Annotated in this window: 21 protein-coding genes, 4 tRNA genes and 1 riboswitch; of the genes, 24 read left to right on the forward strand and 1 reads right to left on the reverse strand. The window is 31.2% G+C overall.

What is annotated here, in order from left to right:
- From I4U66_RS13970 to fabZ, 23 genes are all read left to right on the forward strand, one after another.
- Positions 1-77, forward strand: a tRNA-Asp gene (locus tag I4U66_RS13970).
- Positions 78-92: 15 nt separating this feature from the next.
- Positions 93-168 (forward strand) — tRNA-Asn (locus I4U66_RS13975).
- An 8-nt stretch (positions 169-176) separates the two neighbouring features.
- Positions 177-251: transfer RNA gene (locus I4U66_RS13980), tRNA-Gly, on the forward strand.
- Between the two features lie 12 nt (positions 252-263).
- A tRNA-Arg gene (locus tag I4U66_RS13985) sits at positions 264-340 on the forward strand.
- A gap of 150 nt (positions 341-490) precedes the next feature.
- Positions 491-1,333 carry a diadenylate cyclase CdaA gene (gene cdaA, locus I4U66_RS13990; protein ID WP_092921874.1) on the forward strand — a complete coding sequence of 281 codons (843 nt, stop codon included), beginning with the start codon at positions 491-493 and terminating at the stop codon, positions 1,331-1,333.
- Positions 1,330-2,505, forward strand: coding sequence for a CdaR family protein (locus I4U66_RS13995; protein ID WP_195929249.1), 1,176 nt, complete (start codon positions 1,330-1,332; stop codon positions 2,503-2,505). The genes cdaA and I4U66_RS13995 overlap by 4 nt, the downstream gene beginning before the upstream one ends.
- 411 nt (positions 2,506-2,916) lie before the next feature.
- A complete protein-coding gene (gene ptb / locus I4U66_RS14000) occupies positions 2,917-3,819 on the forward strand; it encodes a phosphate butyryltransferase (protein WP_166506116.1) in 903 nt (300 codons plus the stop codon).
- Between the two features lie 21 nt (positions 3,820-3,840).
- Complete coding sequence (gene buk / locus I4U66_RS14005) at positions 3,841-4,935, forward strand: butyrate kinase (RefSeq protein WP_195929251.1); 1,095 nt, start codon at positions 3,841-3,843, stop codon at positions 4,933-4,935.
- A gap of 49 nt (positions 4,936-4,984) precedes the next feature.
- Positions 4,985-5,662, forward strand: a complete 678-nt coding sequence (locus I4U66_RS14010) for an ATP-binding protein (protein ID WP_195581975.1) — start codon at positions 4,985-4,987, stop codon at positions 5,660-5,662.
- A gap of 47 nt (positions 5,663-5,709) precedes the next feature.
- Positions 5,710-5,925 (forward strand): 4Fe-4S binding protein, encoded by a 216-nt coding sequence (locus I4U66_RS14015; RefSeq protein WP_195581977.1) that lies wholly within the window; start codon positions 5,710-5,712, stop codon positions 5,923-5,925.
- Positions 5,926-5,949: 24 nt separating this feature from the next.
- Entirely contained in the window at positions 5,950-7,026 is a 1,077-nt protein-coding gene (locus I4U66_RS14020; protein WP_195581979.1) for a 3-methyl-2-oxobutanoate dehydrogenase subunit VorB, read from the forward strand.
- On the forward strand, positions 7,026-7,781 hold the full coding sequence (locus I4U66_RS14025; protein WP_092921888.1) for a thiamine pyrophosphate-dependent enzyme: 756 nt from the start codon (positions 7,026-7,028) through the stop codon (positions 7,779-7,781). Before I4U66_RS14020 ends, I4U66_RS14025 begins: the two co-directional genes overlap by 1 nt.
- A gap of 1 nt (position 7,782) precedes the next feature.
- The gene (locus tag I4U66_RS14030) at positions 7,783-8,325 is read left to right on the forward strand and encodes a 2-oxoacid:acceptor oxidoreductase family protein (RefSeq protein ID WP_195929253.1); all 543 of its coding nucleotides are present in this window, start codon (positions 7,783-7,785) and stop codon (positions 8,323-8,325) included.
- A gap of 164 nt (positions 8,326-8,489) precedes the next feature.
- A complete protein-coding gene (gene glmM, locus I4U66_RS14035; protein WP_195929255.1) occupies positions 8,490-9,836 on the forward strand; it encodes a phosphoglucosamine mutase in 1,347 nt (448 codons plus the stop codon).
- A gap of 310 nt (positions 9,837-10,146) precedes the next feature.
- On the forward strand, positions 10,147-11,976 hold the full coding sequence (gene glmS / locus I4U66_RS14040) for a glutamine--fructose-6-phosphate transaminase (isomerizing) (RefSeq protein ID WP_195929257.1): 1,830 nt from the start codon (positions 10,147-10,149) through the stop codon (positions 11,974-11,976).
- 420 nt (positions 11,977-12,396) lie between these two features.
- On the forward strand, positions 12,397-13,947 hold the full coding sequence (locus I4U66_RS14045; RefSeq protein ID WP_195929258.1) for a nitrite/sulfite reductase: 1,551 nt from the start codon (positions 12,397-12,399) through the stop codon (positions 13,945-13,947).
- Between the two features lie 114 nt (positions 13,948-14,061).
- Complete coding sequence (locus I4U66_RS14050; RefSeq protein WP_240275474.1) at positions 14,062-14,799, forward strand: YwmB family TATA-box binding protein; 738 nt, start codon at positions 14,062-14,064, stop codon at positions 14,797-14,799.
- Between the two features lie 21 nt (positions 14,800-14,820).
- On the forward strand, positions 14,821-16,074 hold the full coding sequence (murA, locus tag I4U66_RS14055; RefSeq protein WP_092921898.1) for a UDP-N-acetylglucosamine 1-carboxyvinyltransferase: 1,254 nt from the start codon (positions 14,821-14,823) through the stop codon (positions 16,072-16,074).
- 73 nt (positions 16,075-16,147) lie between these two features.
- The gene (gene spoIID / locus I4U66_RS14060) at positions 16,148-17,167 is read left to right on the forward strand and encodes a stage II sporulation protein D (RefSeq protein ID WP_195929259.1); all 1,020 of its coding nucleotides are present in this window, start codon (positions 16,148-16,150) and stop codon (positions 17,165-17,167) included.
- 254 nt (positions 17,168-17,421) lie between these two features.
- Complete coding sequence (locus I4U66_RS14065) at positions 17,422-18,081, forward strand: M23 family metallopeptidase (RefSeq protein ID WP_195929260.1); 660 nt, start codon at positions 17,422-17,424, stop codon at positions 18,079-18,081.
- 96 nt (positions 18,082-18,177) lie between these two features.
- Positions 18,178-18,444, forward strand: a complete 267-nt coding sequence (spoIIID, locus tag I4U66_RS14070) for a sporulation transcriptional regulator SpoIIID (protein WP_092921904.1) — start codon at positions 18,178-18,180, stop codon at positions 18,442-18,444.
- Positions 18,445-18,561: 117 nt separating this feature from the next.
- A complete protein-coding gene (locus tag I4U66_RS14075) occupies positions 18,562-19,581 on the forward strand; it encodes a rod shape-determining protein (protein ID WP_092921906.1) in 1,020 nt (339 codons plus the stop codon).
- Positions 19,582-19,597: 16 nt separating this feature from the next.
- Positions 19,598-20,026, forward strand: coding sequence for a 3-hydroxyacyl-ACP dehydratase FabZ (gene fabZ / locus I4U66_RS14080; RefSeq protein WP_166506110.1), 429 nt, complete (start codon positions 19,598-19,600; stop codon positions 20,024-20,026).
- Positions 20,027-20,248: 222 nt separating this feature from the next.
- Here fabZ and yyaC read toward each other — a convergent pair whose 3' ends face one another.
- Positions 20,249-20,758, reverse strand: coding sequence for a spore protease YyaC (yyaC, locus tag I4U66_RS14085; RefSeq protein WP_092921909.1), 510 nt, complete (start codon positions 20,756-20,758; stop codon positions 20,249-20,251).
- A 213-nt stretch (positions 20,759-20,971) separates the two neighbouring features.
- A riboswitch (SAM riboswitch) is annotated at positions 20,972-21,077 on the forward strand.
- 183 nt (positions 21,078-21,260) lie between these two features.
- On the opposite strand from yyaC, the gene I4U66_RS14090 reads away from it, so the two are divergent.
- A partial coding sequence (locus I4U66_RS14090; protein WP_271894438.1) for an S-adenosylmethionine synthetase N-terminal domain-containing protein occupies positions 21,261-21,724 on the forward strand: 464 nt, incomplete at its 3' end.

Raw genomic sequence — 21,724 nt, forward strand, 5'->3', positions numbered from 1 at the left:
GGCCTGGTAGTTCAGCTGGTTAGAATGCCAGCCTGTCACGCTGGAGGTCGAGGGTTCGAGTCCCTTCCAGGTCGCCACTTAATTTAATATGCGGGAATATGGCTCAGTTGGTAGAGCAATTGACTGTTAATCAATGGGTCACAGGTTCGAGTCCTGTTATTCCCGCCATTGAATCTGCGGGAATAGTTCAGCGGTAGAGCGCAACCTTGCCAAGGTTGAAGTCGCGAGTTCGAATCTCGTTTCCCGCTCCATTTTAATTACATGGGTGCATAGCTCAGCTGGATAGAGCAACGCCCTTCTAAGGCGTGTGTCCGGGGTTCGAATCCCTGTGCGCTCACCAATGTAAAGTTTCACTATAGTGAAACTTTTTTTTATGTTTATTTTTAAATTATACAAATGATAGGAGCTAAATAGTTTGTATATACTTATATTAATATAGTATAATACTTAATAGAGTAATGAAGAAGCTGTCAAACAGGAGGACAAAACTGTGTTGGATATAAATTCTTTTTTCAGTGGTTTTTTGGATATTATCAATAAAGTAACTGTAAATGATATTATAGATATATCCATAGTAGCATATATATTTTATAAAATATTTATGTTTATAAAGGATACAAGAGCAGAGCAAGTTTTAAAAGGAATAATATTTTTATTAGTAGCAACTCAGTTGAGCGAGACTTTTAAATTGCATACACTTCACTGGTTATTAGTAAATGCTCTTGAGATTGGTTTTCTAGCTGCAATAATAATATTCCAGCCAGAACTTAGGGCAGGACTTGAACATATAGGTAGGACGAGATTTAAATTCTTTCTAAAAGGAAGTCCTAATACATCCGAAGAAACATTTAATAAAATGATAGAAGAAATTGTCGAGGCTTTATATTCACTATCAAGACAAAAAATAGGAGCTCTTATTATAATGGAAAGAGAAACTAAGATAGGTGATATAATAAATACGGGAACTATAATAGATGCAGAGGTTTCGAGACAATTACTAATTAATATATTTATTCCAAATACACCATTACATGATGGAGCAGTTGTCATTAGAGACTCAAAGGTAAAAGCTGCTGCATGTTTCCTTCCTTTAACAGAGAGTAAAGACTTAAGCAAGGACCTAGGAACACGACATAGAGCAGCAGTCGGAGTAAGTGAAGTTTCTGACTGTATATCCCTTATAGTATCAGAAGAAACAGGGGATGTATCAATTGCAAAAGCGGGAAAAATATATAGAAATATACCAAAAGAAAGAATGGAAAGTATACTTAAGAAAAATTTAAAGCCTAAAGTTGATGAAAAAAGCTTTTTAAAAGGTGGGATATTTAAATGATGAATAAATTAAAGCATAATACAAAAATAAAATTAATATCCCTGCTTAGCGCAATAACATTATGGCTATATGTAATGGCAATAGTGGATCCGACGGATACTAAGCTATTTGAGAATGTCCCTATAGTTATAAGTAATATGAATGAATTAAAAGAAAAAGGTTTTGTAATTTATCCAGATGGAGAATTGACTATTGATGTTTCTATTTCCGGCAAATTATCTAAGATACAAAAGGTAAAAAAAGAAGATATACATGTTTATGGTACTATAGAAAATCCTATGGAAGGAAAAAATCAAGTATACTTAAGGGTACCGACTTTGCCAGGAATGACTCATGAGCTAAAGAGTAATGTTATAGCAGTTAATTTAGATAAAATAGTACAAGAAAATAAAAATATAGAAGTTAAATTAGAAGGAAATTCTAAAGGTAATATAGATAAAGTAAGTATAGATGGAGATAAAAAGAGCATAGAAGTATTAGGTCCAAGGACTTTAGTGAATGAGGTAACTAAAGTGATTGGAGTATTAGATGTAGGCTCAAGAACACAAGATTTTTCAAGTGAAATTAATTTAACACCAGTAGATAAAAATGGAAATAAAGTTAAAGGCGTAAAGTTATATCAATCAACATTAAAAGTATCAGCAACGTTATTAAAAGAAAAAACTGTTCCAATAAGGGTTAAATTAAAAGAAAATACATCAGATAATGAAAAAGTACCGAGTTATGAGCTTAGTAAAAGCAATATCATCATAAAAGGGAGTAAAGATTTAATCGATGGTATAGAATATATAGAAACTAAAGAGGTTAATTTAGATGATATAACATCTGGATTTCCTAAGGATGTAGAGTTAAATATTCCAAAAGGTATATCATCAGATACAAAATATATTACTATAAAGCTTAATGGCGATAAATCATTACAGAAGGAATTTACTTATAGCAAAGATGAAATAGAATTAAGAAATTCAGATGGTAAGAATACATCAGATATCGATATTCCAGAATCTGTAAAGGTTACTGTTGATTATCCTAGCACAATAGAAAACTTAGAAAAATCAGATATAAAACTATACATAGATTTATCTAAGCCAAATGAAAATCAAAAATATAAGATAGAATATGATTCTAGTTATAAATTTAATAAAATAGTTATAGATCCAAGTGAGATATAATAATATAAAGACATAAGAAAATATAGTATTTTTCTTATGTCTTTTTTAATTAATATGAAATAATATGGCTCTTAGATTTACTAAAATAGTTTACTAACATATCAGCAAATAAAAAAATAATTAAAAATCTGTCAATTATAAAGGATTATAACTATTAAAGGTATAATTATACATAATGATATATATTGAAGATTTTTTAAAAGGATAATTGACATTATATAAAAGTGAAATAATTCTGAAAATTTAAAAATTATAAATATAGTGGGAAAACGTTGGTAGAATATATATAATATAGGTATGAGACAAATTAGTAATTAGCTTAAAAATTAACAGAATTAAGGGGATAGAGATGTTTATTAAAAGCTAAACGTACCAATCTATATTTATTGCATACAAAATGGGGTGGATTAGATGAAAAACTTTACAGAAGTAATAAAATTCGCTAAGGAAAGAGGTCCTAAAATTATCTCTGTAGCATGTTGCCAAGATAAAGAGGTATTAATGGCAGTAGAAATGGCGAGAAAAGAAGGGATAGCAAAGGCTATATTAGTAGGGGATATAGAAAAAACGAGAGAAATAGCAAATGATGTAGGTATAGACCTTAATAACTATGAACTAAAAGATATAAAAGATTTATCAGAAGCGTCATTAAAAGCAGTAGAATTAGTATCTCAAGGAAAAGCTGATATGGTAATGAAAGGCTTAGTAGATACATCTATAATTCTAAAGGCTGTATTAAATAAAGAGGTTGGTTTAAGAACAGGGAATGTACTAAGCCATGTAGCTGTATTTGATGTAGAAGGTTATGATAGATTATTCTTTATAACTGATGCAGCTATGAACTTATCACCAGATGTAAATATCAAAAAACAAATCATAGAAAATTCATGCACGGTAGCTCATGCACTCGATATCAACACACCAAAAGTAGCAGCATTATGTGCTAAAGAAAAAGTAAATCCTAAAATGCAAGATACAATAGATGCCAAAGAATTAGAAGAAATGTGTGAAAAAGGCGAAATAAAAGGATGCATAGTAGGAGGTCCATTTGCATTAGACAATGCTGTATCAATAGAAGCCGCAAATCATAAGGGAATAAATCATCCAGTAGCAGGTAAAGCAGATATATTATTAGCTCCAGATATAGAAGCTGGAAATATATTATATAAATCATTAGTATTTTTCTCAAAATCTAAAAATGCAGGTGTGATAGTAGGGGCTAAAGCGCCTATTATATTAACATCAAGAGCAGACAATGAGGAAACTAAACTAAATTCTATAGCATTAGGGGTATTAATGGCAGCTAAAGCCTAGTTTATTAAGGGGGTAACACAATTGAATAAGGTATTCAAAATATTAACTATAAATCCTGGTTCAACATCAACGAAGATTGCAGTATTTGATAATGAGGATTTAGTCTTTGAAAAAACTTTAAGACATTCTTCTGAAGAAATAGGCAAGTATGAGAAGATTTCAGATCAGTTTGAGTTTAGAAAAACAGTGATTGAAGATGCATTAACAGAAGGTGGAATAAAAACATCTGATTTAGATGCAGTAGTAGGTAGAGGTGGACTTCTTAAGCCTATAGAAGGTGGAACTTATATTGTTAATGAAGCTATGATTGATGACTTAAAGGTTGGTGTATTAGGGGAACATGCATCAAATCTAGGCGGAATTATAGCAAAAGAAATAGGAGATGCAGTAAATGTACCATCTTACATAGTTGATCCAGTAGTTGTAGATGAAATGGATGATGTAGCTAGAATATCAGGGAGTGAAGATATAGATAGAAAGAGTATATTCCATGCTTTAAACCAAAAGGCTACTGCTAGAAGAGCAGCTAAAGAATTAGAAAAAGAGTATTTTGACTGTAACTTTATAGTAGCACATATGGGTGGAGGAATATCTGTTGGAGCACATGAAAAAGGTAAAGTAATAGATGTTGCCAATGCTTTAGATGGAGAAGGGCCATTTTCGCCAGAGAGAAGTGGTGGATTACCGGTCGGAGACTTAGTGAAGATGTGCTTTAGTGGAAAATACACTCAAGATGAAATAAAGAAAAAGATAAAAGGAAATGGTGGTCTAGTAGGATACTTAAATACTAATGATGGTAGAGAAGTTGAATCTAGAATAGAAGCTGGTGATGAAAAAGCTAAATTAGTATATGAAGCTATGGCTTACCAAGTAAGTAAAGAAATAGGTTCTTGTGCATCAGTATTAAAAGGTAATGTAGATGCAATCCTTTTAACTGGTGGAATAGCTTACTCTAAGATGTTTACAGGAATGATTGAAGAGAGAGTTAATTTTATATCTGATGTAAAAGTTTACCCAGGTGAAGATGAAATGATAGCATTAGCTCAAGGTGGACTTAGAGTATTAAATAAAGAAGAAGAACCCAAAAATTATGGATATGAAGTTCAATATAGTTAATGATATAAATTTAATATAAATACAAAATTGACTTAATAGGTGGTAACTAATGATAAGAGATGATAAGAGGATAAGAATTATAATAGGACACTATGGTAGTGGTAAAAGTGAGTTTGCTATGAACTATGTTACCAAATTAAGAAATGAGGTAGAAGGTAAAGTTGCCTTATCAGATTTAGATGTAGTAAATGTTTATTTTAGAACAAGGGAAAAAAAGGATTTATTAAATTCTTTAGATATCCTTCCTATATATAGTTCAATAGACGCACCAACTTTAGATTTACCAGCTATATCTCCTCAAATAATGTCACCAATAACAGATAATTCTTATAGTTATGTTATGGATGTGGGAGGGGACAACGTAGGAGCTAGAGTGGTAGGTAGATTCCACGAATTAATAGAAAAAGCTGACTACGATATGTTTTGTGTAGTAAACGCTAATAGAGAATATACTCAGTCAGTAGAAGATGTAATAGGTCATATAAGAGCAATTGAGAAATCTTCTGGTCTTAAGGTTACTGGGCTAGTAAACAATACACATTTAGTAAGGTCAACTACAATTGATGATGTTTTAAAAGGTCAAAAATTAGTTGAGCAAGTGTCTAGACAGTACGATATACCAGTTAAATATATAGTATGTTTAGAAGAATTAGTTCCACAACTTCCAGAAGGTTTAGAGGGAGAAATTTTCCCTATCAAGCTTTATATGAGAGAAGCTTGGATGTAGTTTATTAGTAAAATAATTATAAATTTTTCTAAGGGGGACAAAGGAATATGGCTAAGGGAACTGTAACTTTCAATCAAGACCTTTGTAAAGGATGTGCATTATGTGTAGCTGCATGTCCAAAGCAAATAGTAGTAATGGATAATAACAAAATCAACAAAAAGGGATACAATCCAGCTACAGTAGTAGAAATGGATAAATGTATAGGTTGTTCAAACTGTGCGACTATGTGTCCAGATGCAGTTATAACAGTTGAGAGAGACTAATTAAAATATAAGGGGGATTTGTAAATGGCTAAGATACTTATGAAGGGTAACGAAGCATTTGGGAAAGCAGCTATAGAAGCTGGATGTAAATATTTCTTTGGTTATCCAATAACACCACAAAATGAATTACCAGAATATATGTCTAAAGAATTACCTAATGTTGGAGGAGTATTTGTTCAAGCTGAATCAGAAGTTTCTGCTATAAACATGATATATGGTGGAGCAGGAGCAGGGGCTAGAGTTATGACTTCTTCATCTTCACCAGGAATAGCTTTAAAACAAGAAGGTATAACTTATGCAGCAGGTGCTGAATTACCATGTGTTGTAGTTAACGTAATGAGAGGTGGTCCAGGACTTGGAGGAATACAACCTTCTCAATCTGACTACTTTATGTCTACAAGAGGTGGAGGAAATGGAGACTATAGAACTCCAGTTTATGCTCCAGCTACAGTTCAAGAAGCTGTTGATATGATAATGGAAGCTTTCAATGTTGCTGATTACTATAGAACTCCAGTCATGGTAGTTGCAGATGGTATGATAGGACAAATGATGGAGCCAGTAGAATTTAAAGCTCCTAAAACTAGAGAATTAAAACCTAAAGATTGGGCTACAGTAGGAACTAAAGGAGAAAGAAAGCCTAATGTAATAAATTCTTTATACTTACAACCAGATGAATTAGAAAAACACTGTATAAAGTTAGAAGCTAAGTACAGAGAAATAGAAAAAAATGAAGTTGATTATGAAATGTATAAGACTGAAGATGCTGAATTAGTATTTGTAGCTTACGGTACTACAGCAAGAATAGTTAAAAACTCTATAGATATGTTAAGAGAAGAAGGAATTAAAGCTGGTTTAATAAGACCTAAGACTTTATGGCCATTCCCATTTGAAGCATTCAATCAAATACCAGAAGCTAAAAACTTATTAACTGTTGAAATGAGTATGGGACAAATGGTAGAGGATGTAAGATTAGCTGTTGAAGGAAGATTACCTGTACACTTCTACGGAAGAGCAGGAGGAATGATACCTGATCCAGAAAGTATAGCTAATAAAGCAAAAGAAGTAATGGAAAGTGAATTAGCTGTAGGAGGTGCTAGATAATGTCAGTTGTATTTAAGAAAACTAAGGGATTAACAGATGCTCAAACACACTACTGCCCAGGATGTACTCATGGTATAATCCATAGATTAGTAGGAGAAGTATTAGAAGAGTTAGATGTATTAGGAGACACTATAGGTGTAGCTCCAGTTGGATGTTCAGTTTTAGCATACAACTATTTTAATTGTGATATGCAAGAAGCATCTCATGGTAGAGCTCCAGCAGCAGCTACTGGAATAAAGAGAGTTCATCCAGATAAGACAGTATTTACATACCAAGGAGATGGAGACTTAGCATCTATAGGTACAGCTGAAATAGTTCATGCAGCAGCTAGAGGTGAAAAATTCACTACAATATTCGTAAATAATGCTATATATGGAATGACTGGTGGGCAAATGGCTCCAACTACATTAGTTGGACAAAAGGCTACAACAGCTCCATATGGTAGACAAATAGATAAGCAAGGATTCCCAATAAGAATGAGTGAAATGCTAGCTACATTACCAGGTGCAGTGTTTGTAGAAAGAGTTTCTGTAGATACTCCTGCTAATGTTAGAAAAGCTAAAAAAGCTATAAAGAAAGCATTTGAAGTACAACAAGCAGGACTTGGATTTGGTATAGTAGAAGTTCTATCTACATGTCCAACTAACTGGGGATTAAATCCAAATGATGCATTACAATGGTTAAGAGATAATATGATGCCATACTATCCAATAGGCAATATAAAAGATGTTGAAATCGCTGAGGAGGTGAAGTAATATGTCTACAGCTAGAGTAATATGTGCAGGATTTGGTGGTCAAGGGGTAATGTCTATGGGACAATTACTTACATATGCAGGCATGCTAGAAGGTAAAGAAGTTTCTTGGTTACCATCTTATGGACCAGAAATGCGTGGAGGTACAGCTAACTGTTCAGTAACTGTATCTAGTAAGCCAGTTGGTTCTCCAGTTATAGCAGGAGATGCAACTTGTGCAATAGTAATGAACTTACCATCACTTGATAAGTTTGAAAGTGAAGTTAAGCCAGGTGGGAAAATATTAGTTAACAGTTCTCTTATAGAAAGAAAAGTAGAAAGAGATGATGTTGATGTTTATTATATACCAGCTAATGATATAGCTTTAGAGTTAGGAAATCCTAGAGTTGCTAACATGGTAATGTTAGGGGCTTATTTAAAAACTGAACCAACAGTAGAGGTAGACTCAGTTTTAGAAGCATTCAAGAAAGTATTTGGACCAAGTAAAGAAAAATTCGTTCCATTAAATAAGGAAGCTTTACAAAAAGGATCGAGTTCTATAAAATAATATAAAAAGTTACAAAAAAGGGGACAATAGAAAGAATTCTATTGTCCTTTTTTTATATATGTATTAAAATGTCTTTATGGAATAAACTTGGAACTAAGAACACTTAAATGTGTATAATAATATATTATAATTGACGAGCTTTTCTTCACGAAAGGAGATTTTTTATGAGAAAGTATTTTGGAACAGACGGAGTAAGAGGTGTAGCAAATACAGAACTTACTTGCGATTTAGCATACAGATTAGGTAGAGCTGGAGGATATGTACTAGCTCAAGGAAAAGAAAAAGTTAAAGTAGTAGTTGGAAAAGACACAAGAGTATCAGGAGATATGTTAGAAGCATCTTTAATAGCAGGGCTTATGTCTGTTGGATGTGATGTAATGACAGTTGGGGTAGTTCCAACACCAGCAGTTGCATACCTAACTAGAAAATATGAAGCTGATTGTGGTGTTGTTATATCAGCATCTCACAATCCAGTTGAATACAATGGTATAAAGTTCTTCAATAAAGATGGATATAAATTAGATGATTCTGTAGAATTAGAAATAGAAAATTATATAGACAATATAGAAAAGGTTGATTATCTTCCAGTGGGAGAAAATGTTGGAAGAAAGGTATATGTACATGATGCACAGAGGGACTATATAGATTACTTAAAATCTATAGTAAAAGTAGATTTTAAAGGATTAAAAGTTGTGTTAGACTGTGCCAATGGAGCATCTTATAATGTTGCACCAATAATATTTAAAGAATTAGGTGCAAGCGTTGTAACAATAAATAGTCAACCAAATGGAAATAATATAAATGATAAGTGTGGTTCAACACATCCAGAGGGATTACAAAAAGCTGTTGTAGAGAATAATGCTAACTTAGGTCTTGCATATGATGGTGATGCAGATAGATTAATAGCTGTTGATGAAAATGGAAACATTGTAGATGGCGACCATATAATGATATTAAGTGCAATACACTTAAAGAATAAAGGTAAGTTAGCAAAGGATACATTAGTAGTTACAGTGATGAGTAATATAGGACTTACTATAGCAGCTAAGGAACATGGAATAAATCTAGCTGCTACTGCTGTAGGAGATAGATATGTACTTGAAGAAATGAAAAACACTGGATTTAACTTAGGTGGAGAGCAATCAGGGCACATGATATTCTTAGACTATAATACTACAGGAGATGGAGTATTAAGTTCATTAGTATTAGCCCAAATAGTATTAGAAGAAGGTAAGAAGTTATCAGAATTAGCAGCAGTGATGACTCAATATCCACAAGTGTTAGTTAATGCTAGAATAAAGAATGAAAATAAAAATAGATACATGGAATACCCAGAAATAAAGAGTGAAATAGAAAGAATAGAAAAATTACTAGATGGATGTGGAAGAGTATTAATAAGACCATCAGGAACAGAACCATTAGTAAGAGTTATGTTAGAGGGTAAAGAGGAAGGTCAAATAAAAGAATTAGCTACAAATTTAGCTAACATTATACAAGAAAAACTATCGTAATTTAAAAAGTGAATGCTAAGGCCTAGTATCACCCAAGCGTAAAAGTTAAAAGGGTGAATTACTAAGATATTTCTTAGTATTCACTTTATAAAGCGCCAGAACTTAGCTATAAGAAATACTTTATAAAATTTCTAAGTTGACGAGGACAGAGTTTATCGAATTATCGGCGGATGCTCTGCGGTGAATTTACCATCGTAAAAGTTTCTTTAAAACAAGGGAGTAATTCTTTGGACAAAGGGAAAACTTAAGTAAATATGACCTAACTCTTAAAATATATAAAACAAAAAATATTTTTAGGAGGAATTTTAATATGTGTGGAATAGTTGGATATTTAGGACACAGACAAGCAACAGAAGTATTAGTAGAAGGACTTTCAAAATTAGAGTATAGAGGATATGACTCGGCTGGTGTTGCAGTAAACACTGGAAATGAATTAGAAATAAGAAAGTTCAAGGGAAGGTTATCAATACTTGCTGAAGATTTAGAAAAAAATCCTATAGAAGGTGGATTAGGAATAGGACATACTAGATGGGCAACTCATGGAGAACCATCAGATGTAAACTCACATCCTCATTTCAATATGGATAAGACAATAGCAGTAGTTCACAATGGTATAATAGAAAACTACATGGAATTAAAGGAAGAATTACAAGCAGAAGGTGTAGTATTTTTATCTCAAACAGACACAGAAGTAGTAGCTCACTTAGTAGATAAATACTACGAAGGAAATCTATTAGATGCTGTTTATAAGGCAACTGAAAGATTAAGAGGAGCATATGCATTAGGTGTTATATGTAAAGATAATAACAGTGAATTAGTTGCAGTAAGAAAAGATAGCCCACTAGTAGTAGGTCTTGGTGAAGGTGAAAACTTTATAGCATCAGATATACCTGCAATACTAAAGTATACTAGAAATGTATACTTCTTAGAAAATGGAGAGTTTGTTCATATAGTTGGAGATAAATTAACAGTATTAAATGAAAATAGAGAAGAAGTTAAAAAAGAAGTTACAGAAATAACTTGGGATGTTGAAGCTGCATCTAAAGGTGGATATGAACATTTCATGTTAAAAGAAATATACGAACAACCAAACGGAGTTAAAGAAACATTAATAAGAAGATTAAATGAAAATGGAGAAATCCAATTAGATGATATAAAAATGACTAAGGAAGACTTAGACAAAATAAATAAAGTTTATATAGTTGCATGTGGTACAGCATATCATGCAGGTCTTGTAGGAAAGTTTGCTATAGAAAAGTTTGCAAAGATACCAGTAATAACTGATATAGCATCTGAATTTAGATATAGAGATCCATTTGTTGACGAAAATACTTTATTAATATTAGTAAGTCAATCTGGAGAAACTGCTGATACTTTAGCATCATTAAGATATGCTAAAGAAAGAGGAGCTAGAATATTATCAGTAACTAACGTTGTTGGTTCTTCTATAGCTAGAGAATCAGATGATGTGTTCTATACGTGGGCAGGCCCAGAAATATCTGTTGCATCAACTAAGGCATACACAACTCAATTAGTTTCATTCTACATGATAGCACTAGACTTTGCTATAAAGAAAGGAACTATAACAAAAGAGTTATACAATGAAATGATAGAAAAATTAAAAGAAATGCCAGAAAAAGTTTCAAAAGCATTAGAACAAGAAACTTATATAAAAGAAGATGTAGCTAAAACATTAAGAGAAGCAAGTAGTGCTTTCTACTTAGGTAGAGGATTAGATTATAACTTAGCTATGGAAGGTGCATTAAAGATAAAAGAAATATCTTATATACATGCTGAAGCATTTGCTGCTGGAGAGTTAAAGCATGGTACAATAGCTTTAATAGAAAAAGGAACTCCAGTAATAGCTATAGCTACTCAAGAAGAACTATTTGAAAAAATGGTATCTAATATGGAAGAAGTTAGAGCTAGAGGAGCTTATGTTATAGCAATAGCTCAAGAAAAGAATAAGGAAGTTGAAAAAGCTGCTGATAAAGTAATATATATACCAAATGTGGATGATATATTATCAAGTATATTAACAGTTTTACCACTTCAATTATTATCTTACTACGTTGCAGTTGAAAGAGGTTGTGATGTAGATAAGCCAAGAAACTTAGCTAAATCAGTAACAGTTGAATAAATCTAAATTAAAAGATATATAAAGGACTACCTTATTAAGGTAGTTCTTTTTTACATACAAAGATTTTTTATTAAATATAGAACTATTGAAAATTCATATATAAGATATATTAATAAGTTTAAAATTTTTAAAAGGACACTTTAATTAACGGATGAAGTCGTTGTCTACATTAGGGAATCAAACTTTTTATTTTTTAGAATATATATTCTTTGTAGCTACATAATATTAATATTAGTATATAACAAAAGCATGTTCTTATATTAATTTGTTATGTATATATAATGATTCAATAGTTATAAAAATAACTATCAAATTATTATATAGTAACCATAAAAATATCGCATAGGTGCTAGGGTTTACAAAGTACTTACATAGATTTACAATTTAAATAAAACCTATTTTATAATGGAGGGAAACACATTGGAAGAGCTAAGAGATATATTATTAAATGAGATACCTGAATTTAGGGAAAAAGGTCATAAATTTGTAAATGGTGAAATTTCAGTAAATGAATTCAAACATGCATCAGGAGGAATGGGTGTATATGCTCATCGTGGTGGTAAAGAATTTATGATAAGACTTAGAACAGCAAGTGGTGTTCTTGATATAGAAAAGCTTAAATATATATATGATTGCGCTAAAAAATATAATCTAGATAAAGTACATTTAACTACTCGTCAAGCTATACAATTACATGGCTTAGGAATAGATGAAGTTTGTGACATAATGGAAGATGGATTAAAGCATGGTATATATACAAGAGGTGGAGGAGGAAATTTCCCTAGAAATGTTGCCTTATCACCATTATCAGGAGTAGAAATAGGGGAAGCATTTGATGTTACAGAATATGCTTTAAAAGTAAATGAATATTTAATGAAAGACATATATAAATATAAGTTACCTAGAAAATTAAAAGTATCTTTCTCAAATAGTAGCGAAGATACAGCTAACTGTACTGTACAAGATTTAGGTTTCTTAGCAGTAAAAGAAAATGGAGAAGAATTTTTCAAGCTTTATATAGCAGGTGGAATTGGTAAGAATCCTGCAAAAGCAGTGGAATATGATGAGTTAGTTCCAAAGAGTGATGTTTTATACCATGTACAAGCTATGATAGAGTTATTTATAGCTGAGGGTAACTATGAAAATAGAAATAAAGCTCGTACAAGATATATTGTAGCTAGTATGGGTGAAGAAGAGTTCTTAAAATGTTATAAAAAACATCTAAAAGAAGTAAAAGAAAGAGAAAATTTAGATTTAAATATAGAAAATAAAACTTGTAAAAAGCAAGGATCAAAAATAGATTTACAAGATATAAGACTAATACCTCAAAAACAAGAGGGATTATATAGTGTATATCTTCATCCAATTGGAGGACAGCTAAAACTAACTGACTTAGAAGCATTAATAAATGCCTTAGAGTCAATTGAAGATTTAGAAATAAGACTTTCTATGAGCGAAGGTGTTTATTTTAGAAATCTTAATGGAGAGGAAGCTAAAAATATATTAGAGTTAACAAAAACTATGGGTGGAAATACTCCAATAGAACAAACTTCATGTTGTATAGGTGTCCCTACTTGTCAGATAGGTATAGGAGAGAGTCAAGGTTTATTACATAGTATATTAGACTACTTCAAAAAGAAAAACTATACAACAAATAAATTACCAAGAATTCATATATCAGGATGTACAAGTTCTTGTGGAACTCATCAAATAGGTATAATTGGATTTGGAGGTAAAAAGAAAAAAATAGATGGAGAGTTAAAAGAAGCATTTACTTTATATGTAGGTGGTGTGGCTAAAAAAGATAACGTAAAACTTGGGGAAGTTTATGGAGATATAGCTAGTGATAAAATACCAGAGTTTTTATATAATTTAGGATTATTATTAGATGAAAAAAATATTAATTTTGAAGAATATTTAGGATCTAATGTTGAGGAATTCAAGGAATTTGCAAATAAATATATAGCATAATAATAAAATAAAGCACTAAGATGATTAAAGTCATCTTAGTGCTTTATTTTTGTATATGATATCCAAAAATGTTAATAATTTAAGTATAATATATAAATTAATGGGGGCTTTTACATGAAACTAATTAAAATGATATGTATATTTTTAATATTAATGATGATGGGTATACTAATATCTTTTGCGGATACAAAATCAAAAAATGAATATAATGAATTAATACGAACATTTATAAACACAGAGGCTAAGTTCAATTTTTATAACATAAAAGCAAATGGTTCTATAAATTACAACATATCAAAAGAAGAAATGGTTGATATGTGCACAGAAATACTTAATAATTTAGGACTAGAAGAAAGTGATTTAGCATGGGAAGAAATATGGAATAAAGATGAGAAACAGATTCATTTAAGCGGTAAAATAGAAGATGAAAGCATTTCCATAATTTTCATAAAGAAAAATGACGAAGAGGCTCACATAATGGTTGACATATTACAGAATAAAGTATATAAAAATATAGTGGGCGTTTATACAGTTCTTGAGAATACATTAGAAAAATTTGCAATTAATGCAGATATAAATACATGTATATCTGGAGAATATTCAGAAAAGTTACATTTAAGCAAATGTGATGATATTTTAACGAAAATATTATATAATATGAATGCACAAGAAGTAGATAGAATACAAGAGGAAAATTTTATATCTGTTACAGCAGATAGTAAGATCTTACAAGGAAATGACTTAGAATATTTAGGAAATAATATTAATTTGAATATAGGGATGAGGTATAGCGAAGACGAAGATAAAACATTAATTTATATTGCTACACCTATTATAAAATTAGATTATTAATTATGAGGAGAGACAATAAAAATGGGAAAGATAATAGTAAAAAAGAGTAATCCACTTAATGGAAGTGTTAAAATAGACGGAGCTAAAAATGCAGTGTTACCAATAATAGCGGCGACGTTATTAGCAAACGGTAAGTCAACTTTAAAGTGTGTACCTAACTTAAAAGATGTTCATGTTATATCTGATTTATTAAGACACTTAGGAGCAAAAGTAGAATATAAGGATAACACTTTAACAGTAGATGCAAGCAACATAACTACTTGTGAAGCACCATATGAGTTAGTAAGTAAGATGAGAGCATCTTTCTTAGTAATGGGGCCATTACTTGCTAGATTTAACCACACAAAAATATCTATGCCAGGAGGATGCGCTATAGGAACAAGACCTATAGATTTACATTTAAAAGGATTTAAGCATTTAGGTGCAAAAGTAGATATGGATCATGGATTCGTAGAAGCTACAACTGATAAATTAGTGGGTACTAAATTATACTTAGATTTCCCATCAGTAGGAGCTACTGAAAACATAATGATGGCAGCAGCTTTAGCTGAAGGAACAACTATAATAGAAAATGCTGCAGAAGAGCCAGAAATAGTAGATTTAGCTAATTTCTTAAATGAAATGGGAGCTAATGTAAAAGGTGCAGGAACTAACACTATAAAGATAAAAGGTGTTAAAGAATTAAAAGGTGCAGAGCATACAATAATACCTGATAGAATAGAAGCAGCTACTTATATGGTTGCAGCAGCTATGACAAAAGGTGATATAACAATAGAAAATGTAATGATGGAACATTTAAAACCAGTTACAGCTAAATTAATAGAAGCTGGATGTGAAATAATAGAAAAAGATAATACAGTTAGAGTTATAGGACCTGAAGTGTTAAAGCCAATAGATATAAAGACTTTACCTCACCCAGGATTCCCAACAGATGTTCAAGCTCAATTCATGGCTATGCTTACAATAGCTAATGGAACTGGGGTAGTTACAGAAACTGTATTTGAAAATAGATTTATGCATGTTGCCGAATTTAATAGAATGGGAGCAAACATAAAAATAGAAGGAAAGAGCGCAATAGTAAATGGAGTAAACCAATTATATGGTGCTAAAGTTAATGCGACAGATTTAAGAGCTGGTGCAGCACTTATATTATGTGGACTTATAGCAGAAGGAGAAACTCAAATAGGAGAAATATATCACGTACAAAGAGGATATGTTGATATAGATAAGAAAATAACTGCTTTAGGTGGAAACATAGAGATAATAGAAGACTAAAAATAAATAGTAATAAATAAATAGGGTTATTCATATATTTTAAGTACAAGTAATTAACTAAGGAGGAAAATATATGAATAACCCTTTAGTATTTTTAGGAAGTATAGTTGGTTTGTCTATAGCAGTTCCTGTATTTTTAAGTGTAGTATCTTACGATGGGATAGAGGCTATACAAAACGAATCGGCATTAAGCAATTCTAAAAAAAAGATAATCAACTATGAAACAGTTGATAAAGAAGCTCCTTTAATAAATATATACAATCATAAAACTAATAAGACTGAGAAGATGGATATAGAAAAATATTTATGTGGAGTTTTAGCAGGAGAGATGCCTGTAGACTTTAATATTGAAGCTCTTAAAGCACAAGCTGTAGCAGCAAGAACTTATGTAATGTATAAAGAAAATCAAGGAAAATCAAATCAGCATAGCAATGCAGTCGTATGTACTGACTATAATCATTGCCAAGAATATAAGAATTATGAAGAATTAAAAGAAAAGAATGGACAAGATTGGATGGATAAATATTACCCTAAAATACAGCAAGCAGTACGAGATACAAAGGGTCAGATAATAACTTATAAGGGAGAACCTATACTTACACTGTATTTCTCTACATCATCAGGAAAGACAGAAAACTGTGAAGAAGTATTTGCACAAGCATATCCATATTTACAATCTGTCGAAAGCCCTTATGATAAAGAGTACTCTCCTAAATATACTTCTGAGTTAAAGATAAGCAATAAAGATTTTATAAATGCTATAAATAGTAATTATAAAAATGCAGGTTTAAATCCATCTAACCTAGAGAATCAAATAAAAATTTTAAATAGAAGTGATGGTGGATCTGTAGATAAAATAAAAATTGGGAATAAGGAGATTAGAGGAAGAGAAATTAGAGGTATATTTAAATTAAATTCCTCCAATTTTGAATTAAAATTTGGAGAGAATCATATAGATTTTTTAGTAAAAGGATATGGACATGGTGTTGGAATGAGTCAGTGGGGAGCACAAGGTATGGCAGAGGAAGGGTATCGATATTATGAAATACTAAATCATTATTATCAAGAAACAGATATAACAGACTTATATTAATTAGAAGAGCTTTTATCAAGCTCTTTTTTATATTAAGTATAGAACTGTTAATAGTTTGTACAGATAATATAGCAAGAATTTTAAAAGTATAAAAAAGGTATTAAAAAAACGGGAGAAATCTTTGGAAATATGTCAGTTTCATATATATTAATAGATAAAATTCATTTTTAATTAATCCAAAATATGTATAAATTGTATAAAAATATAAATAAAAGATAAGAATACAAATACATAAATATATTTGGAGGTGCTGTATGAAAAAGCTACTAGAAAAAGATGGATTTTATTTGGCATTATTTGTATGCATTAGTTTACTTGCGGTCGGAGGAGTTTGGTTTGTAAAGAATGATGTTAACGACCTAGCATCAAATAATGAAATAGTAAATGATAAAGAAAATAGTAAAAAAGAAGATGAAGTTCATCTAATAGAAAATGAAAATAAAGAAGCTGTGCCAACTTCTACAGAATCAAAGGAAAACTTAGAAACAGCAAAAAATAAAGAGGTTAAAAAAACATCGAAACTTGAATTTGTAGGAGAAAAAGTAATTAGAGAATATTCAGCAAAGGAACCTAGTTACTCAGAAACATTGAACTTATGGGAAGTGCATAAAGGTCTAGACGTAAGTTGTAAAGAAGGACAAAGTATAAAAAGTTTATTATCAGGAAAAGTAACTAACATTTTTAAAGATGATGCTAATGGTATGTCAGTTGAGGTTGAAAGTGAAGGTAAAACAGTAATATATTCTAATTTAAGTGAAGATATTAAAGTTAAAGACGGACAAGCAGTCAAAGAAGGAGATGTAATAGCTTTAGCAGGAAATACATCTGTAGTTGAGAGTGCAGAGGGACCACATATTCATATAGAAGCCTTCAAAGGAAAAGAATCAATAGATCCAATGAGTTTAATAAAATAAAATATAACAGACTTAATCAAATTTGGTTAAGTCTGTTATATTTCTTTTCTTTTTCACATATATATGATTAAGGCTAGTATGTGAGGAGGGAAAGCTTTGAGATCTCATATAGAGGAACGAGCAATCGTTGTGGCTAAATATATACTAGAGAAAAATACAACTGTTCGTCAAACAGCGAAGACATTTGGAGTTAGTAAAAGTACAATACATAAAGATGTAACAGAACGTTTAGAAGAAATAAACCCGTCTCTAGCTAAAGAAGTTAAGATGGTTTTAGAAAAAAATAAATCTGAAAGACACATAAGAGGAGGAATGGCTACAAAGCTTAAATATGAAAAGAGCTCCAAAAAAAATGTAGGTTAAGCCTACATTTTTTTTATTATTCTTGACTAAAGTAGTATTTTTGTATATTTTGTATTATAGGAGTGTTTTAGACAATGAGTCGTTTAGATATAAAATATGCAAAAAGGAGTTGAGAACATGTCTAGAGCGGACATAGGGATAGACTTAGGTACTGCTAATGTTCTTGTATACGTTAGCGGAAAAGGGATTGTATTAGAAGAGCCTTCTGTTGTAGCAATCGATAAAAGAACTAAATCTGTCTTAGCGGTAGGAGAAGAAGCTAGAAGAATGATAGGAAGGACACCTGGTAATATAGTAGCTATAAGACCACTAAGAGATGGTGTAATTTCTGATTATGATGTAACTGAAAAAATGTTAACTTATTTTATAGATAAAGCTGTAGATAAAAAAGGTTTTGGTAGATTTTTTATGCCAAGAATAATGGTATGTGTTCCTACAGGGGTCACAGATGTTGAAAAAAGAGCTGTAGAAGAAGCTACAAGACAATCTGGAGCGAGAGATGTATATATAATAGAAGAACCAATAGCAGCGGCTATAGGAGCAGGAGTAGATATAGCTAAACCTAATGGAAGCATGGTTATAGACATTGGTGGAGGAACAGCAGATATTGCGGTGACATCTCTAGGAGGAGCTGTAGTTAGTGAATCCATAAAAATGGGTGGAGATAGATTTGATGAAGTTATAGTAAGATATATCAGAAAACAATATAACCTTCTTATAGGAGAAAGAACTGCAGAAAAAATCAAAATAGAAGTAGGTTGTGCATATAAAAGAGAAGATGAAAAGAGCATTAAAATAAGTGGACGTAATTTAATTACAGGATTACCAGAATCCATAGTTATAAATTCAACTGAGATGCTAGAAGCTCTTAATGAATGCTCAGAGCAGATAGTTGCATCAACGCTTTCTGTCCTAGAGAAAACACCACCAGAATTAGCAGCAGATATAAGTGATACTGGAATAATAATGACTGGTGGAGGTTCATTGTTATATGGACTAGACAAAAGAATAGAAGATAGAACAGGAATTAAAGTTGTAGTGGCTGATGAACCTTTATCTTGTGTTGCAAAAGGTACAGGAATTGCTTTAAGTTCTTTAGATTTACTTGAAACAGGAGGTACCTTCAAAAGGAGATAATTAGGAGGGTACTTAAATGTTAAATATAGACCAAATAAAAGAATTAATACCACATAGATATCCATTTTTATTAGTAGATAGGATAATAGAATTAGAAGAGGGAAAAAGAGCTAAAGGTATAAAAAATGTAAGTGTAAATGAACCATTTTTCCAAGGTCATTTCCCAGAATACCCGATAATGCCAGGAGTACTTATAATAGAAGCTATGGCTCAAGTAGGGTGTGTAGCTATGATGTCAGTAGATGAGAATAGAGGAAAATTAGGTGTATTTGCAGGTATAGATAAAGTTAGATTTAAAAAAGAAGTAAGACCTGGGGATACATTAACTATGGAAGTTGAAATGACATCTATAAGAAGAAATATTGGAAAAGCTTTGGCAAAAGCTTTTGTTAATGAAGAATTAGTATGTAGTGGAGAGTTAATGTTTGCTCTTGTAGAAAAATAAAAATAAGGCTATTTCCTTTAAGGAAATAGCCTTATTTTTATTTTTCTAAGATTGATATATGATGTAAGTAAATTATTAGATAAAACAATCAAGTAAAATTGTTTTGAAATATGTTATATGTCAAAATTTGTATGCAGAACATTAAAAATAATAAAAAGCAGATAAATAGCCTAACCTATAAAAATTTAATCTAAAGAACAGGCTATATTAAATATTGATTTGTCATGTAGAAAGAAGTAAAGATAAAGATATAAGTTCGGCAAGTTCTAATATAAAACTAAGTCGAACGTTATTAAAAGAAAATCTATTATTTTCATCTATCTTATCTACAATACCTACAATAGAATAGTTTCCTATTTGAGGTAATTTTTTACCTACCCCCTTGCCAGGAAGAATAGGGCCTTCTCTGACTTGGATATTTCCTATATTATTTTTTGCACCCAGACATGCATCAATAGCTAGAAAATTTCCGTTAGGATGAGCCTTTTTTATATGTTCGATAGACTCATATATATTTAAAGCATGAATAGGATTATCTAAGGTTCCGTAGACAGGGAAATTAAAGTCGCTATTTTTAAGCATAGTGCCAACTAAAGGGCCAAGAGCATCACCTATAGCCCGATCTGTTCCTATACAGACCACAACTGTATTATCATTTATTATGTCTCTAAGTACAGAACAAAGGATTTCAACAACATTTTCTTTATTATAATTGACCTTGGCCAGATACATAGGAACACCCCCTTCACAAGAATATATGAAATATAGGATAAAAAAAGACCTATATAGATTTATAAGATATAATATGAAAAAATTATTAAATAGGATACAAGATAGTTTGAATAGACAAGCAAAAAATTATTGCATAAAAGATTGACAGTATATAAAAAAGGTAGTAATATATAAGTTAGTGATACAAAATAATAACTTAATAAATTCTTGATTACCTTATCAAGAGCGGCGGAGGGACAGGCCCTGTGAAGCCCAGCAACCACCCATTAGGGAAAAGGTGCTAAATCCTACAAGACTTTATAGTTTTGAGAGATGAGGTTAGTTAATTAGCATATACGAAATAATTAACCTCTTCTTAATAAGAAGAGGTTTTTTTATTAGATAAATAATTACTAAACTCCTAGCTCTTAAGATTTAATTAGGTTGTATTTTAGTGAAAATCATTATAAATGATTAGAAATCAAATCTAAATAAAATGAATTATATTAAGGAGGAGATACAAATGGCAAGACATTTATTTACGTCGGAATCAGTAACTGAAGGGCATCCAGATAAAATCTGTGACCAAATATCAGATTCTATACTAGATGCATTATTAGAGAAAGATCCACATGCAAGGGTAGCTTGTGAAACAACAACTACAACAGGATTAGTATTAGTAGCAGGAGAAATAAGTACTAATACATATGTAGACATTCCTAAATTAGTAAGAGAAACAGTAAGAGAAATAGGGTATGACAGAGCTAAATATGGATTTGACTGTGATACTTGTGCAGTAATAACTGCAATAGATGAACAATCAGGCGATATAGCTATGGGTGTTGATGAAGCCTTAGAAAATAGAGAAGGTGAAAATGCTGAAGATGAAATAGAAAAGGTTGGAGCAGGAGACCAAGGTATAATGTTTGGTTTCGCTTGTAATGAAACAGAAGAGTTAATGCCACTTCCAATATCTTTAGCTCATAA

It is taken from the genome of Romboutsia sp. D33t1_170424_H2 (assembly GCF_015669105.1).
In the GTDB taxonomy this organism is placed as follows: Bacteria; Bacillota; Clostridia; order Peptostreptococcales; family Peptostreptococcaceae; genus Romboutsia_C; species Romboutsia_C hominis.